This window comes from Thalassolituus sp. UBA3500, assembly GCF_002377545.1.
Classification (GTDB): Bacteria; Pseudomonadota; Gammaproteobacteria; order Pseudomonadales; family Oceanobacteraceae; genus Thalassolituus.
Window position 1 is genome coordinate 69,095 of the sequence record NZ_DFQB01000013.1, and the last position, 13,929, is coordinate 83,023.

The following is a 13,929-nucleotide window of genomic DNA, read 5'->3' on the forward strand; positions in this document are numbered from 1 at the left end:
GTGTACGCACGCCTGCCATAATCGGTGTTGGCAGTGAAAGCTTGAATGTAGAGACGGCATCATAGAAGCGCTTGATGTAGTCGAGACGACGTTCTTTGTCGTACGAAGAGAACAGGCAGGCAGCGATCAGAACATAGAGGAACTGAGCACTTTCATAGACTTTGCCTGTTACACGGTTCTGAACAAGGTACTTGCCTTCGAGCTGTTTTACCGCGGCGTAGCTGAAGTTCATATCGCGAGAATGATCAATAAAGGCATCCATCGCTGCGAATTCTTCGTCGGTGTAATCCTCAAGCAGGTGCTTATCATAGCGCTCGTCTTCGACCATCGCTTTCACATGGTCCAGCAGCGCTGGTGGTTCGAAGCGGCCGTACGATTTCTTGCGCAGGTGGAAGATGTTCAGTCGGGCAGCCAGATACTGGTAATCTGGCGCCTCTTCGGAAATCAGGTCGGCTGCTGCTTTGATCAGAGTTTCGTGGATTTCTGAGGTCTGAATGCCATCGAAAAACTGGAGGTGAGCGCGAAGCTCAACTTCTGACACAGATACCTTTTCAAGCCCTTCTGCAGCCCAGGTGACAACTTTGTGGATCTTATCGAGATCAATCGGTTCCTGACTGCCGTCGCGTTTGGTGACTCTGAGGGTAGCGTTCATGTTTTCTGTGCCTGTATTCAAGGGGAATCTACTCCATCTTTCCCTGACGGCGCCGGTGTCTTAATGCTTGACATTCCGGTTGTTTTAACTGCGGAAGCGCGCTAAGTCTCTGACGTCATGTAGGTTTTTTACTTCGCCACAAGATAATGCGCCCAGTGGGTGAATTCAACCCCATATCTTGTGTTGTTTCGGCACTATTGGACAGCTCGTATTGTGGATAAGTTGTGCGTATGTGGTGGACATGAAGGGGGTAACCTACGCCAGCCCAGTCACCATCTGGTGGGCGGTTTTTCTGAGTGTGAAAACGGGGGTTCTGATATAAATGTCGACTGTTACTGTGCAACAAAGCGTAACAGCGTCTAAAGTTATCTATAGTTATGATAGAGGCGTTGCTGTGGCTGGTTCAGCTGAGCACAGGTTCCCTGAGCGGAACATTCGATTGTTAGGAATGGTAGGTCTTCATGTTAAAGCACGAAAATACACAGAGCCCCGAGGAAAACTGGCGAATCCTTATCGTTGAAGACGATGAGCGACTCGCAGCCCTGACCAAGGATTACCTTGAAAGCAATGGCCTGATTGTGACAGTAGAGGGCGATGGTAGCCGTGCTATTGACCGCATCAAGTCTGAACAACCCGACCTGGTTGTGCTTGATCTTATGTTGCCGGGTGAAGATGGCTTAGCGGTGTGTCGCATTGTCCGTCCGCATTACAAAGGACCTATCCTTATGCTGACAGCACGAACGGAGGATCTGGATCAGGTTCTGGGGCTTGAGATGGGGGCTGATGACTATGTCGCCAAGCCAGTCCGTCCACGTGTTTTGTTGGCACGTATCCGCGCTCTGTTGCGTCGTGTTGGCGATGGTGTGGAAGAGGTTGAAGAAGAGGGCAGCTCCTCCTCACGCCTGACCTTCGGCAATCTGGTCGTCGACAGCTCAATGCGGGAAGCTTGGTTGGAAGGCGAGAGTATTGATCTCACCAGTGCTGAGTTTGATCTGCTCTGGCTGCTGAGCAGCAATGCTGGGCGGGTTTTGACCCGGGAAGAGATTTTCAATCAGTTGCGTGGCATTGAGTACGATGGTCAGGATCGCTCTATCGACGTGCGTGTATCGCGCATTCGTCCTAAGGTGGGCGATGATCCTATGAACCCTAAGCGTATTAAGACGGTACGTAGCAAAGGCTATCTGTTCGTCAAAGAGCTCTGATCCGTTACAGGAGTAAACGGCTATTTTTATCCGGGTATATTTCGGGCTCCTTGGTGCTCTGCTGGCGGTTGCAGTCTTGTGCTCAGCTGCCCTGCAGCTCGTTAACCTTGTGCGTTCTGCACAGTTCTACGAAGAAGTTTCCCGCGGCAGTCTGTATTTGATTGGTGAGCGCCTTGCGACCGACAAGGGGGCTTTACAACGTCTCGAAGCCGCATTCGATGCATCTATTGCTATTCGCCCGCAAGATGAAGGGCCTGATGACGAATACGAACGTTCACGTTTGCTTCGTGGGCAGGTGATTGTGACTGTATCACCTGATGGCAAGACTGCTTCGATGCGTAGCATGATGCCCGACGGGCAATGGCTTTACGTTGACTTTAACAAGCTGTCAGAGCTCCAGGCACGCGCTACCGCTCGTTTACTGGTTGAATTATGGCAACGCAGCGGCGAGCCAATAGAGAGCTTTCTGGCGGATCTTCAGAGCCGCTTTGGCTATCCGCTTTCTGTCGAGGACATTGTTGATCTCGAGATATCGGCCACCGATCTGTCGCGCATGCAATACGGTGATGTATTGGTGCAGCTGGCTGTTGATGGTGCCGGTGCGGACGCGTATATAAAAATTCCCGGCGCAGAGCAGGTGGTTCGCCTGGGCCCAGTCGAGAAATTTAATCCGTATTCACTGCGTGCTGTCTTCGTTATCGGCACTATAGGTGTGTTACTGATTGGTCTCGGCGTCTACTGGGTAGTTAATACCTTTGAGACACGTTTGCGAAAGCTGGAGCAGGCGACCAGCCGTTTATCGCAAGGCCACCTGAATGCGCGCGTTAGCACCTCTGGTGAAGATGCCGTTGGTCGTCTTGGGCATTCATTCAATAAAATGGCTGAGCACATTCAACGTCTGATTTCTATTCAGCGTGAAATGGTAAGAGCGGTGTCTCACGAGTTACGCACGCCGGTTGCCCGCATCCGTTTTGGTGCACAGATTATTGAAGATTCAGTGTTAGATGATCCGTTTGTTTTCAAGCAACTGGCAGGCATGGATGCCGATATTCAGGAGCTTGATGAGCTGATTGATGAAATTCTGACGTATGCCCGACTCGAAGAGGGTGGGCCAATTCTCGATTTTCAAAAGATCAACGTTGCTGAGGTTGCTGAGCAGGTTGTTGGTGAAGCTCGGCCACCAGAGCATGTTGCGGTCTCTTTTGAGGGCAGCGGCCCAGAAGGTTTCCCGTTCTCTGAAGTCGAACCCAGATACGTACACAGGGCTATTCAGAACCTGGTGGGTAATGCTGGCCGTTACGCTAAAGGACGGGTTAAAGTGCGTTGCAGTGTGGCAGACGACATTTGCCGGGTAGATGTCGAGGACGATGGACCAGGGATTCCGGAAGAAGACTGGGATCGCGTATTCAGCGCATTTGCTCGCCTGGATGATAGCCGCACCCGGGCATCCGGGGGGTATGGTCTTGGCTTGTCGATTGTGCGCCGGATTATGTACTGGCACGGTGGACAGGCGATGGTGGGGCGCAGTGACGAGTTAGGTGGTGCGCGCTTCAGTTTGATTTGGCCTCGTGTTCACACAGACTGACAATGTGTCTGGTACCGACTTGCAATGCGGGACAAATAAAGCTGGTAATCGGTACGTTTTCAGACACCTGTAACATAACGTTACAAATAGTCACCTTCCAGCTATAGATTACTTACTTCATACAGGTCAGTATAAACGTACGTATCCTTTGGAGACGTGGTGAGAATGTTGCGACACACTGTGTCGCTTTGATGGGCCTCCTTTGTTGAGGCCCTTTTTTTGTCTGGCCTATCTGGCCGATATTGTTACATCAGCCTTCCGCCTTAGCGATTCCTTTTAAAGTCGCAAATGAGCTCTCTGCGGCTGTATTAACGAAATCTTTCAGATATTGTGTTCCTGACTGTTCCTTCCTGATGGCTGCGTAAAGCACCGGCCACACTCCGTTTTTCCCTAACGGTCGTACAGCTATCAACCCTGCATCGAGGTACGCCTGAAGCGCCCAATTCGGGAGGCAGGCGACGCCACGACCACTGGCTACCAATTGAATCATCATCAGCGTTAGTTCTGTTTCGCGGGTTGCTGAGGGCTCGATACCATGCGGCTGCAGGAAGCGCTCGAAAATATCCAGGCGTCGACGATCAACCGGGTAGTGAATCAGGGTTTCCTCACTCAGGTGCTCCGGGTCTATCCAGTCGTGTCGGGTTAGGGGGTGTTGATTAGCGAGTGCCAGCACGGACTGATACCTGAAAAGTGGTATGTGCGTCACTATCGGATCGTCCGCTGGGTCCGAGGTGATGACAAGGTCGATATCACCCCGCCGCAGAGCTTCAAGTGGTTGAAAATGAAAGCTCGTGGTGAGGTCAATTTCGACGTCAGGCCAGTGATCCCGGAAGTGGTTGATTGCTGGCATCAGCCACTCAAAGCAACTATGACACTCGATTGCCATGTGCAGCCGGCCATCGTGACCGGCTTCGATCTTCTTTAAGGTCTGCTCTGTGCGCTGAATCATAGGTAGAACGTTGTCAGCAAGTTGGAGTACTTCTAGGCCTGCGCGGGTGAAGCGGATAGGACGGGATTTTCGCTCGAAGAGACGTGTATTCAGACGTGACTCAAGATCTTTCAGTTGATGCGATAACGCTGATTGCGTCAGGTGAAGGCGACGTGCTGCATCGACGAGGCTACCGCTGTCTCTCAATGCGATAAGCGTTTTCAGGTGGCGTATATCAAGCATAGCGATCTTCTTGAAAATATTTCATGACATCTTAGCGCTATCCGTGAATTTATTCATATATGTTGCATTTTTTTCGACATGTCTGGAAGCCACCCGGCGCAGCAGTTAGTCTGGAGTTTTAGTTAGATTGGATCTCAGTGTATGTCGAAGTATCTGCTTAGCTTTGATCAGGGAACAACCAGTAGCCGCGCCATTCTATTCGGTCTTTCGGGCGAGGTGATTGCGCAGTCGCAAGAAGAGTTTGAGCAGCATTTTCCTCATCCCGGCTGGGTCGAGCATGCCCCGGCCGACTTGTGGCAAACGTCGCTGAAGTGCGCACGCAATGTTCTTAAAAAGGTGGGGGCTAAAGCGTCGGACATCGTCTCTATTGGGATTACTAATCAACGCGAGACGACGTTGATCTGGGACAGGCAAACAGGCGAGCCTGTACACCCTGCTATTGTCTGGCAAGACAGACGGACCGCAGATCTTTGTCGTCAGTGGGAAGAACAGAAAAACGAAATATCGGCACGTACCGGACTTCTTCTGGATCCTTATTTTTCGGCAACCAAAATCCGTTGGATTCTTGATAATGTAGAAGGCGTGAGAGCACGTGCTGAAGCAGGTGAACTTGCGTTCGGAACGGTCGACACCTGGTTGATCTGGCAGCTGACGGGAGGACGTTCGCACCTGACAGATTCAACCAATGCCTGTCGTACGATGCTATACAACATCCATGAAGAGTGTTGGGACGCAGACCTTCTTTCTTTGTTTGATATCCCGGCGTCTTTGCTCCCTGAGGTTCAGGACAGTGCCTCTGATTTTGGTAAAACGTTAAGCGGATGGCTCGGCGGAGCGGTTCAGATAGGGGGCGTTGCGGGAGATCAGCAAGCCGCACTGATCGGTCAGGGATGCTTCTCTGAAGGTATGATCAAAAGTACTTACGGAACCGGCTGTTTTATGGTGCTGAATACAGGGCGCGAGCCGGTAACTTCGAAGCACCGCCTCCTCACGACGATTGCCTACCGTATCAATGGCGAGACAACATACGCTCTTGAGGGCTCCATCTTTATGGCCGGTGCCACTATTCAGTGGATTCGTGATGGTTTGCAGCTGATTAAGGATGCGAAAGAGAGCCAGTCACTGGCGGAAAAAACCGGTTATGAGAATCCTGTCTATATGGTTCCGGCGTTCGCAGGGTTAGGTGCTCCCTATTGGGACCCGGATGCGCGGGGCGCTATTTTTGGTCTTAGTCGCGATAGCGGAATTAAGGAGTTGGTCACGGCGGGGCTGCAGGCGGTCTGCTACCAGACGCGTGATCTGCTTTCAGCCATGGAGGGCGACGGCACGAAAGCTGCTGAACTGCGGGTAGATGGCGGTATGGTGAAGAACGATTGGTTGGTTCAGTTCTTATGTGATGTGCTCGGGGTGCGTGTTACCCGACCTCAGATTACAGAGACAACCGCACTGGGTGTCGCCTATCTTGCCGGGATTCAATCCGGGGTGTATTCGGGCCTGGAAGAGGTCGCTGGCCTGTGGCAGACCGAGAGAGTTTTTGTACCTAAAATCTCGAAAGCAAAAAGGGACAAACTGTACGATGGTTGGAAAGATGCGGTAGGGCGCTTGTGTCGCCCGACCTGAACTGGCTATAACGGACAGCAGGATGGAATCGGGCCGGAATTGTTGTCCTTATGTAAAAGGGTCTGGCGGGGTGCGCCGTCACCCATTATTCTGGAAGGTAAGATACTTTAGGAAGCCTTTATGGGGCAGCTAAGAAAGGACATTTTACGCCGGCACAGCCTGGCTGCCGCGGGTGTGCTTCTATTCAGCATTTTATATTACGCTGGTTTTGGTATTGAGTACGGGACGTCGCCGAATGCGTGGTTTGGTGCCATGGTGCTTTTCTACCTGGCCGTTCATGGCGTTACTGTCTGGTATATCTATTCTGGCAGGGCGATGGAGACTGCCGATCCCAGTATGACAATGCCAGTGATGGCACTCGTTATCCTGTATATGTCTGGGCTTATGATTCTGGCACCTGAACTTCGCGGCGTAATGATTCTGGGTTATCTGAATATCATGCCATTTGGTGTATTCCGCCTATCAGGGCGGGGCTTCATTGGTATATCCCTCTTTACCGTTTTTTGTTATTCACTGGTCATCTTCTCTACGCATTACAGTGCCAGCGAACTCCTTGTACCAGAATTCGAAGTCGTTATTGGTGTGGCTCTGATGACGAGCCTGCTGGTGTATGCCTTTATTGGCCGAGAGTTTTTCATTTTGCGTAAAGCCTATGGCGAGAAGAACTCTGAATTACGTCGTGCGCTCGCCCGCATTGAGGAGTTGGCGGTTACTGATGAGTTAACCGGGTTGAACAATCGACGGTATCTCCTTAAAACTCTCGAGAAACAGAGGGCGTTGTCGATTCGACAGGAAATCCCGTTTGTGGTGGCCTTCATAGACATTGACTACTTTAAACGTGTAAATGATGAATACGGTCATAGGATTGGTGACCAGGTGCTTGCAGAGCTTGCACACCTGCTCAGAGTATCTGTCCGGGAAATTGACTTGGCAGCTCGTTACGGTGGCGAAGAGTTTGTTTTGCTGCTGTCAGGCCTGAATCTTGAGGCCGCATCGGGTGTTCTGGAGCGGATACGCGTTTCTGTCGAAAATCACAGGTTCTCTGAGGTGGAACTCGAACAACGAGTGTCCATTGGAGGAGCTGAGTATCATCCCGACGAGGCTTCTGAGGATGTTCTTAACCGGGCAGACCGGATGCTGTATGAAGCGAAGCGTCTGGGGAGAAATCGGGTGTATCTGGAGGGCGCTCAGCAGTTGTCTCTGCATTGAGCGCCACAGAGAACAGTATCAGTCCTCTTCTTCCTGACACAGCAAAAACTCTAATAGAGCTTTTTGTGCGTGCAGGCGATTCTCGGCTTCATCCCAGACGACAGCTCGTGGATCTTCCATGACTTCATCGGTCACTTCCTCACCACGGTGAGCCGGTAAACAGTGCATGAAAATAACATCACTGGCCGCTTTATCCAGCAGAGCAGGAGAGACCTGAAATGCCTGGAATTTGCGGATGCGTTCATCCTGCTCTTCTTCCTGGCCCATTGAGGCCCAGACGTCAGTTACAACCAGGTTTGCGCCTGCTACAGCTTCCTCTGGGGTTTTGAACAGCTGAATACGATCTCCGCCTTCGCTGACGATACGGGCGTCCGGTTCAAACCCTTCTGGTGTAGCGATGCGCAGATTGAACCCGAATTGCACAGCAGCCTTGATATAGGAATGACACATATTGTTGCCATCACCGACCCAGGCGACGGTCTTACCGGCGATAGAGCCGCGATGCTCAACATAGGTCTGCATGTCAGCGAGTAGCTGGCATGGGTGGAAGTCATCGGTCAGGGCGTTAATAACCGGTACGGAGGAAAACGCAGCGAAGCGCTCGATGATGTCATGGTCGAAGGTGCGAATCATCACCACATCGACCATTCGTGATAGCACTCGTGCTGAATCTTCTACGGGTTCACCGCGGCCTAGCTGAGTATCACGCGGTGACAGGAAGATCGCGCTGCCACCCAGTTGACTCATACCGGCCTCAAAAGAGACGCGGGTACGGGTGGATGACTTCTCGAAAATCATGCCCAGTACCCGGTTTTTCAGCGGCTCGTAGATCTCTCCTGCGTGCTGCTTCTTCTTGAGCTCAATAGCCCGTTCAATTATCCAGTTGAGCTCATCCGGAGAGGTGTCCGAGAGCGTCAGAAAGTGTCTCACTGTCTTTTCCATTTTTTCATTCATTGAGTTCATGGATCAGTTCCATGACTCCCTCTACGATCAGATCTGCTTCTTCTTCTGTCAGTGTCAGTGGTGGTAGAAGACGGATAACATTGCCTGAGGTAACGTTAAGCAGAAGGCCCTTCGCAGTGCCTTTCGCCATTAATTCTGTGCAGTCTTTTTTCAGAACAATCCCCATCATCAAACCACGTCCCCGAATTTCGGAGAATAGAGGGTTGTCCTGCAATCGCACGTTGAAAGCGCTGGCAAGGTAGTTGCCCATGTGCGCGGCGTTTTCGGCCAGCTTGTCATTCTCTATGGTCGTCACAACCGCATTCGCGGCGGCACATGCCAGTGGGTTGCCGCCGTAGGTTGAACCATGACTGCCTGGTTGCAGAACGTCTGCGGCTTTACCACGAGCAAGGCAGGCGCCTATAGGCACACCGTTGCCGAGCCCTTTGGCTGTTGTAACAACATCAGGCGTAATACCAAACTGTTGATAGCAGAAGTAGGTGCCTGTACGACCGTTACCAGTCTGAATCTCATCAACCAGCATCAGTAAGTCATTCTGATCACAGATATCGCGCACGGCTTTGATGTAATCTTCGCCCGCGGTGGCCAGTCCGCCTTCGCCCTGTACCGGTTCAAGCAGTACGGCGACGATATTCGGGTTGGCACGCACAACTGCCGTGATGGCATCTGCATCCATATAGGGGACACGTACAAAGCCATTAAGCAGCGGGCCGAAACCCTCCTGTGCTTTGGTGTTGCCCGTGGCTGTCAGTGTTGCCATGGTGCGACCATGAAACGCTTTTGTCATCACGACAATAACAGGCTCAGAGATGCCTTTCTGATGTCCGTATTTTCTCGCAATCTTGATAGCCGCTTCATTTGCTTCCGCGCCTGAATTAGAGAAAAACACATTGTCCATCCCGGAGATTCGGGTCAGATTTTCAGCCAGCTCTTGTTGTCGACCAATGCCGTACAGGTTCGACGTATGAACAAGTTGGCCGGCTTGCTCCTGAATCGCAGCAGTGACAGCTGGGTGTGCATGACCCAGTCCACAAACAGCGATACCGGTCAGAGCGTCCAGATACTTACGGCCTTCTGTGTCGTATAACCAGCAACCCTTACCGTGGGTAAAGGTGACAGGTAAACGGCCATAGGTATTCATGATGGCGTGCATATGTGTTTCTTCCTCAGAACGCAAAAGGGCAGCCATGGCTGCCCAGATAAATACCGCGCCCGTTTCAGCAAGGCGCAGTCGAACTATACGAGAGGGGATGCTGTTTGTAAACGCTTACCCCTTGCCCTTCGTTTTGGTGTTGTTGACGCGCGCATGTTTCTCAATGTGCAACACGATTTTGGTTGCCACATCGATACCGGTAGAAGATTCAATGCCTTCAATACCCGGTGACGAGTTTACCTCCATGACAACAGGGCCATGGTTAGAACGCAGGATGTCCACACCGGCCACGTTCAGCCCCATTGTTTTTGCAGCGCGCACGGCAGTAGCGCGCTCTTCAGGGGTGATTCTTACCACCGTTGCCGTTCCGCCACGGTGCAGGTTAGAGCGGAATTCTCCCTCTGCTGCCTGACGCTTCATGGACGCAACAACTTTATCACCGACAACCAGGCAGCGGATGTCTGCGCCAGATGCTTCTTTGATGTATTCCTGAACCATGATGTTCGCTTTGAGGCCTAGAAAGGCTTCGATGACGCTTTCTGCTGCTTTCTTGGTTTCCGCGAGTACAACACCGATGCCCTGTGTTCCTTCAAGAAGTTTAATCACGAGAGGGGCGCCGCCCACCATCTGAATCAGGTCAGGAATATCATCGGGGCTGTGAGCAAAGCCAGTCACAGGCATGCCGATACCTTTGCGTGACATCAGTTGCATTGAGCGAAGCTTGTCGCGTGAACGGCTGATGGCTACTGATTCGTTCAATGGATATACGCCCATCATCTCAAACTGGCGTAATACTGCAGTCCCATAGAACGTGATCGAGGCGCCAATACGCGGAATCACGGCATCAAAGCCCTCCAATTGCTCACCTTTGTAGTGCATTTTCGGATCAACGCTGTTGATGTTCATGTAGCAATGCAGCGTATCCAGTACATGCACTTCATGTCCGCGGGCCTCGGCAGCCTCAATCAGACGGCGGGTTGAGTAGAGGCTGGCACTGCGTGACAGTATGGCAATTTTCATAACGGGTTCCTGATGGGTTAAAGCAACGACTGAAAAATTAAAAGAATAAGATGGTTCGCTCAGCCGCGACTGACATCCACAAGGAAGCGTCCCTTGATGGCCTTGCGGCCGATCAACATGGGGTACTTCATACTGCCACGATGGCTGAGGCTGATTTCAGTTTTGAAACTCAGACCACCGACGTTCATTTCTGTGCCGATAATATATCGCTGTGAGCTGTGCCCATTCGAACTGGTGATGACTCGTTGTTCGACAACGGGCGCTTCACAGGTTTGATCAATCCGGGCTGACTGCTTGTTAAATTTGACATGAAACCGCACCCAGAGATCGCCATCGCGCTTGAACTCTTCAATATGATCAGCATGCAGGCTACTGGTTGCCGCACCGGTATCAACCTTAGCATCGCAGCCGATGCCAAGGTCCGGGAGTTCTACGGCTTCAATGAAGCCGAGTACATGATCAGTCATCTGTTTCTGTGTTCTCATAGTCTGCCTCCGATGCTGAGGAGGAGGCTGTAAAATAAATCTGCTTTCGGGCTAGCGCTTTGCAATAGGCCGCCCATGCGCGTTCGACCGCATTAATAGGCTCAAGTTTCTGCTGGCAGAAGTCAACGAAGCGGACTTCTTCATCAGTCTCTGCTTCACGAGTTCCTTCGTGCAGAGACTTCAGAGCATCGCCCATATTTTCTAGGATGTCAGCCTGCTGGCGCGTAAAGTCACCTGAGCGCTGAAAACCACGTGGAAAGTTAGCATCGTCAAAGAATTTCTTTGAAGTTTCAAAGCTTTTCGCCTGAATTTGACTCATAAAGCACCTGCCATCATCAAAGTTGTCGATCACAAAAGAAATGCCTCTTTTGTGTTGGGCGGAGTATGGTCAGGGGCGTGTCTGTGGTAAAACGAAAAAATCTTCTCGTTACGTGAAAGTTTTCTGGTTGAAATGGATACGGATCTACTAAAAACATTTATGGAAGTCTCACGCACCCGGCACTTCGGGCGTGCGGCTGAAAATCTCTATCTCACACAATCTGCGGTGAGTTTTCGCATTCGTCAGCTCGAGGGGCTGCTCGGGGTTGAGCTGTTTTCTCGTCAGCGGAATAACATTCAGTTGACGCCAGCGGGTGAGAAGCTGATTCCATTGGCAGAGAGTAGTGTGCTTCTTGAACAACGCATCCGGCACGAAGTGGCTATCGCGGATGATCGCCATTATCAGTTTGCTCTTGGTGCGACCCCTAATCTATGGGACGCAGTGCTGCAGCAAAAGCTGCCGGCACTCCTGAGGCGACCGGGCATGGCCGTAAGTGCTATGGCCCATAGTAGCAGTGCTTTGGTTCGTCAGATTCTCGAACGCTCGCTAGATCTTGCGCTGGTCTTTGACGCGCCCAAGGCGGATGAACTGGTGACTCGCGAAGTTATGTCTGTACCTCTGGTTATGGTCGCTTCAGAAGAGTGCTCAGAGTGGGCCCAGGCAGCAGAACTTGGCTACGTCATGGTTGACTGGGGAACGTCATTCAGAATACAGCATGCCCAGGAATTCAAAGGCATGGCGGCGCCTGTGCTTAAAACCAATACTGGGCGTATTGCACTCGATAGCATCCTGATGCATGGCGGCGCTGGGTATCTGCCAGCGACGATGGTTGCTCCCTATCTGGAGAGTGGTGAGTTGCATGAGGTTTCCGATGTGCCAGAGATGACGCGCCAGGTCTTTGCAAGCTATCTGAGCACACGAAAAGATGATGAGCTGATCGGAGACATCATCAGCCAGCTATTGGGGAGCAGTAACCATGAGTAATCACAAGCAGCAGGGCAACAGTGGTTGGTACTTCCGTGAGCCTGGAGAACCTTCGGTACTGGAGGAAACTTCCCTCGATATGCCAGAAATATCTCCCGGAGACCTGCTGGTTCAAGTGACCGCGTCAGGATTTAATCCGATCGACACCAAAATCCGCGCCGGACTAGCGCCAATAGCTTCGGATAATCACGTTGTCGGTTGTGACCTCGCCGGTGAGGTCGTGGCTATCGGCGACGACGTGTCTGGTTTTGCTGTTGGCGACAGAGTATATGGCTGTGCCGGCGGCGTGAAGGGAAGCAGCGGAACGCTATGTCGTTATATTGCCGTTGATGCCGATTTGATGGCGCGAGCACCAGAAACTATCTGCCTTGAACAGGCCGGGACACTCCCACTTGTTGCAATTACTGCATTCGAAGCTCTTGAACGACTCAATCTCACGCGTGAAGACTCGCTCCTGATAATGGGAGGTTCTGGTGGTGTTGGTCAGATGGCGATACAACTCGCTAAATTGCGGGGAGTGAATATTTCAGCAACCGCAGGAACGTCATTACGTTGTGATCTGGTCGCGTCATACGGTGCGGCTCCTATGTCGCACCAAGAGGCTTCCGATCATGCTGGTGAATTCAGCAAAGTACTCGACACTTATGGGGCAGAAAGTTTGCAGACGGCTCTGGTGGCTGCGGCGCCGGGTGGGCAGGTTGCGACCATCAATGCTCGCAATACTTATGATCTCACGCAAGCTCATGCCAAAGGCCTGACGCTGCATGCGGTATTTATGTTGCTCCCTTTGTTGAGTGGCAAGGGCAGAGCGACCCATGGTCGCTTTCTCAGCTGGTTAGCAAAAGAAGTCGATGCTGGGAGTATCACAGTGTCTGAAACGGAGGTGCAACCGGCGAGTGCAGTTGCCGATGTTCACCGGCGCTATGAAGCCGGTAAACTGAAGACGAAGGTCGCCTTTACCCTGTGACGCTGAGAGGCGTTATTCTATTCCGAGGAGTTTGTGGGTCTGCAAGCTGAGTTTCCATTTTGGGTGCTTCATGCAGTAATCCACGGCTTTTCGGGTAATGGTGACAGAGAGCCCTTCTTTAGCTCCTTCCAACTTGTCACTGGCAATTACAACCGGCTCGAAATCCGCCATCGGTTGCAGGTACAAGTGATCGGCAGTGATGTAGTCGAAGCGCTCAGGTAAGGCATCAGCCTGTGGGTATACGAGTTTTAGTTCGTCGCATTCGATGACGGCAAGCTCGGATTCTCCTTTAGGGCTCAGGCAAACCCAGTCAATGCCTTCGGGTAAGGGCAAGGTCCCGTTTGTCTCAATCGCTATCTCAAAGCCAGCTTTATGTAGTTCGCCGATTAATGGTGCATCCAGCTGGAGCGCGGGTTCGCCTCCAGTACAGACAACGTAGGGTTTGCCTTGTACTGAATCGCCCGCAGTTTCGCCAGGCCATTGCTTAGCAATGATCGCCACTAACTCGTCTGCTGAATATTCGCCGCCAAGGTGTCCATCGGTACCTATGAAGTCGGTGTCGCAGAACTTACACACAGCAGCAGACCGGCTTTCTTCTC

Annotated in this window: 13 protein-coding genes and 1 pseudogene; 6 read left to right on the forward strand and 8 right to left on the reverse strand. The window is 51.8% G+C overall.

Going from position 1 to position 13,929, the window contains the following annotated elements:
- A pseudogene (locus tag B2R29_RS03670) lies at positions 1-652 on the reverse strand (ATP cone domain-containing protein); the annotation flags it as partial.
- Positions 653-1,113: 461 nt separating this feature from the next.
- Here B2R29_RS03670 and B2R29_RS03675 point away from each other — a divergent pair.
- A complete protein-coding gene (locus B2R29_RS03675; protein WP_068440255.1) occupies positions 1,114-1,854 on the forward strand; it encodes a response regulator in 741 nt (246 codons plus the stop codon).
- 76 nt (positions 1,855-1,930) lie between these two features.
- Positions 1,931-3,439 (forward strand): ATP-binding protein, encoded by a 1,509-nt coding sequence (locus tag B2R29_RS03680; protein ID WP_301179842.1) that lies wholly within the window; start codon positions 1,931-1,933, stop codon positions 3,437-3,439.
- 250 nt (positions 3,440-3,689) lie between these two features.
- Here B2R29_RS03680 and B2R29_RS03685 read toward each other — a convergent pair whose 3' ends face one another.
- On the reverse strand, positions 3,690-4,610 hold the full coding sequence (locus B2R29_RS03685) for a LysR family transcriptional regulator (RefSeq protein ID WP_301179843.1): 921 nt from the start codon (positions 4,608-4,610) through the stop codon (positions 3,690-3,692).
- Between the two features lie 141 nt (positions 4,611-4,751).
- On the opposite strand from B2R29_RS03685, the gene glpK reads away from it, so the two are divergent.
- Positions 4,752-6,230, forward strand: a complete 1,479-nt coding sequence (gene glpK / locus B2R29_RS03690; RefSeq protein ID WP_301179844.1) for a glycerol kinase GlpK — start codon at positions 4,752-4,754, stop codon at positions 6,228-6,230.
- A gap of 120 nt (positions 6,231-6,350) precedes the next feature.
- The gene (locus B2R29_RS03695) at positions 6,351-7,439 is read left to right on the forward strand and encodes a GGDEF domain-containing protein (protein WP_301179845.1); all 1,089 of its coding nucleotides are present in this window, start codon (positions 6,351-6,353) and stop codon (positions 7,437-7,439) included.
- An 18-nt stretch (positions 7,440-7,457) separates the two neighbouring features.
- On the opposite strand, the gene argF is transcribed toward B2R29_RS03695, so the two are convergent.
- The 5 genes from argF to maoP all read right to left on the reverse strand — a co-directional run bounded on the left by argF (position 7,458) and on the right by maoP (position 11,379).
- Entirely contained in the window at positions 7,458-8,402 is a 945-nt protein-coding gene (gene argF / locus B2R29_RS03700; protein ID WP_301179846.1) for an ornithine carbamoyltransferase, read from the reverse strand.
- Entirely contained in the window at positions 8,386-9,555 is a 1,170-nt protein-coding gene (locus B2R29_RS03705) for an aspartate aminotransferase family protein (RefSeq protein WP_301179847.1), read from the reverse strand. The genes argF and B2R29_RS03705 overlap by 17 nt, the downstream gene beginning before the upstream one ends.
- Positions 9,556-9,669: 114 nt before the next feature.
- Positions 9,670-10,575, reverse strand: a complete 906-nt coding sequence (gene rimK / locus B2R29_RS03710; protein WP_301179848.1) for a 30S ribosomal protein S6--L-glutamate ligase — start codon at positions 10,573-10,575, stop codon at positions 9,670-9,672.
- A 59-nt stretch (positions 10,576-10,634) separates the two neighbouring features.
- Entirely contained in the window at positions 10,635-11,060 is a 426-nt protein-coding gene (locus B2R29_RS03715; RefSeq protein ID WP_301179849.1) for an ATP-dependent zinc protease, read from the reverse strand.
- Positions 11,035-11,379, reverse strand: a complete 345-nt coding sequence (gene maoP, locus B2R29_RS03720; RefSeq protein WP_301179850.1) for a DUF413 domain-containing protein — start codon at positions 11,377-11,379, stop codon at positions 11,035-11,037. Before maoP ends, B2R29_RS03715 begins: the two co-directional genes overlap by 26 nt.
- Positions 11,380-11,511: 132 nt before the next feature.
- Here maoP and hdfR point away from each other — a divergent pair, with 132 nt between their 5' ends.
- Positions 11,512-12,363 (forward strand): HTH-type transcriptional regulator HdfR, encoded by an 852-nt coding sequence (gene hdfR / locus B2R29_RS03725; RefSeq protein WP_301179851.1) that lies wholly within the window; start codon positions 11,512-11,514, stop codon positions 12,361-12,363.
- The gene (locus tag B2R29_RS03730) at positions 12,356-13,330 is read left to right on the forward strand and encodes an alcohol dehydrogenase catalytic domain-containing protein (protein ID WP_301179852.1); all 975 of its coding nucleotides are present in this window, start codon (positions 12,356-12,358) and stop codon (positions 13,328-13,330) included. Before hdfR ends, B2R29_RS03730 begins: the two co-directional genes overlap by 8 nt.
- Positions 13,331-13,342: 12 nt before the next feature.
- Here B2R29_RS03730 and B2R29_RS03735 read toward each other — a convergent pair.
- Positions 13,343-13,929: 7-carboxy-7-deazaguanine synthase QueE (locus B2R29_RS03735; protein ID WP_301179853.1), on the reverse strand; the 587-nt coding region annotated here is incomplete at its 5' end.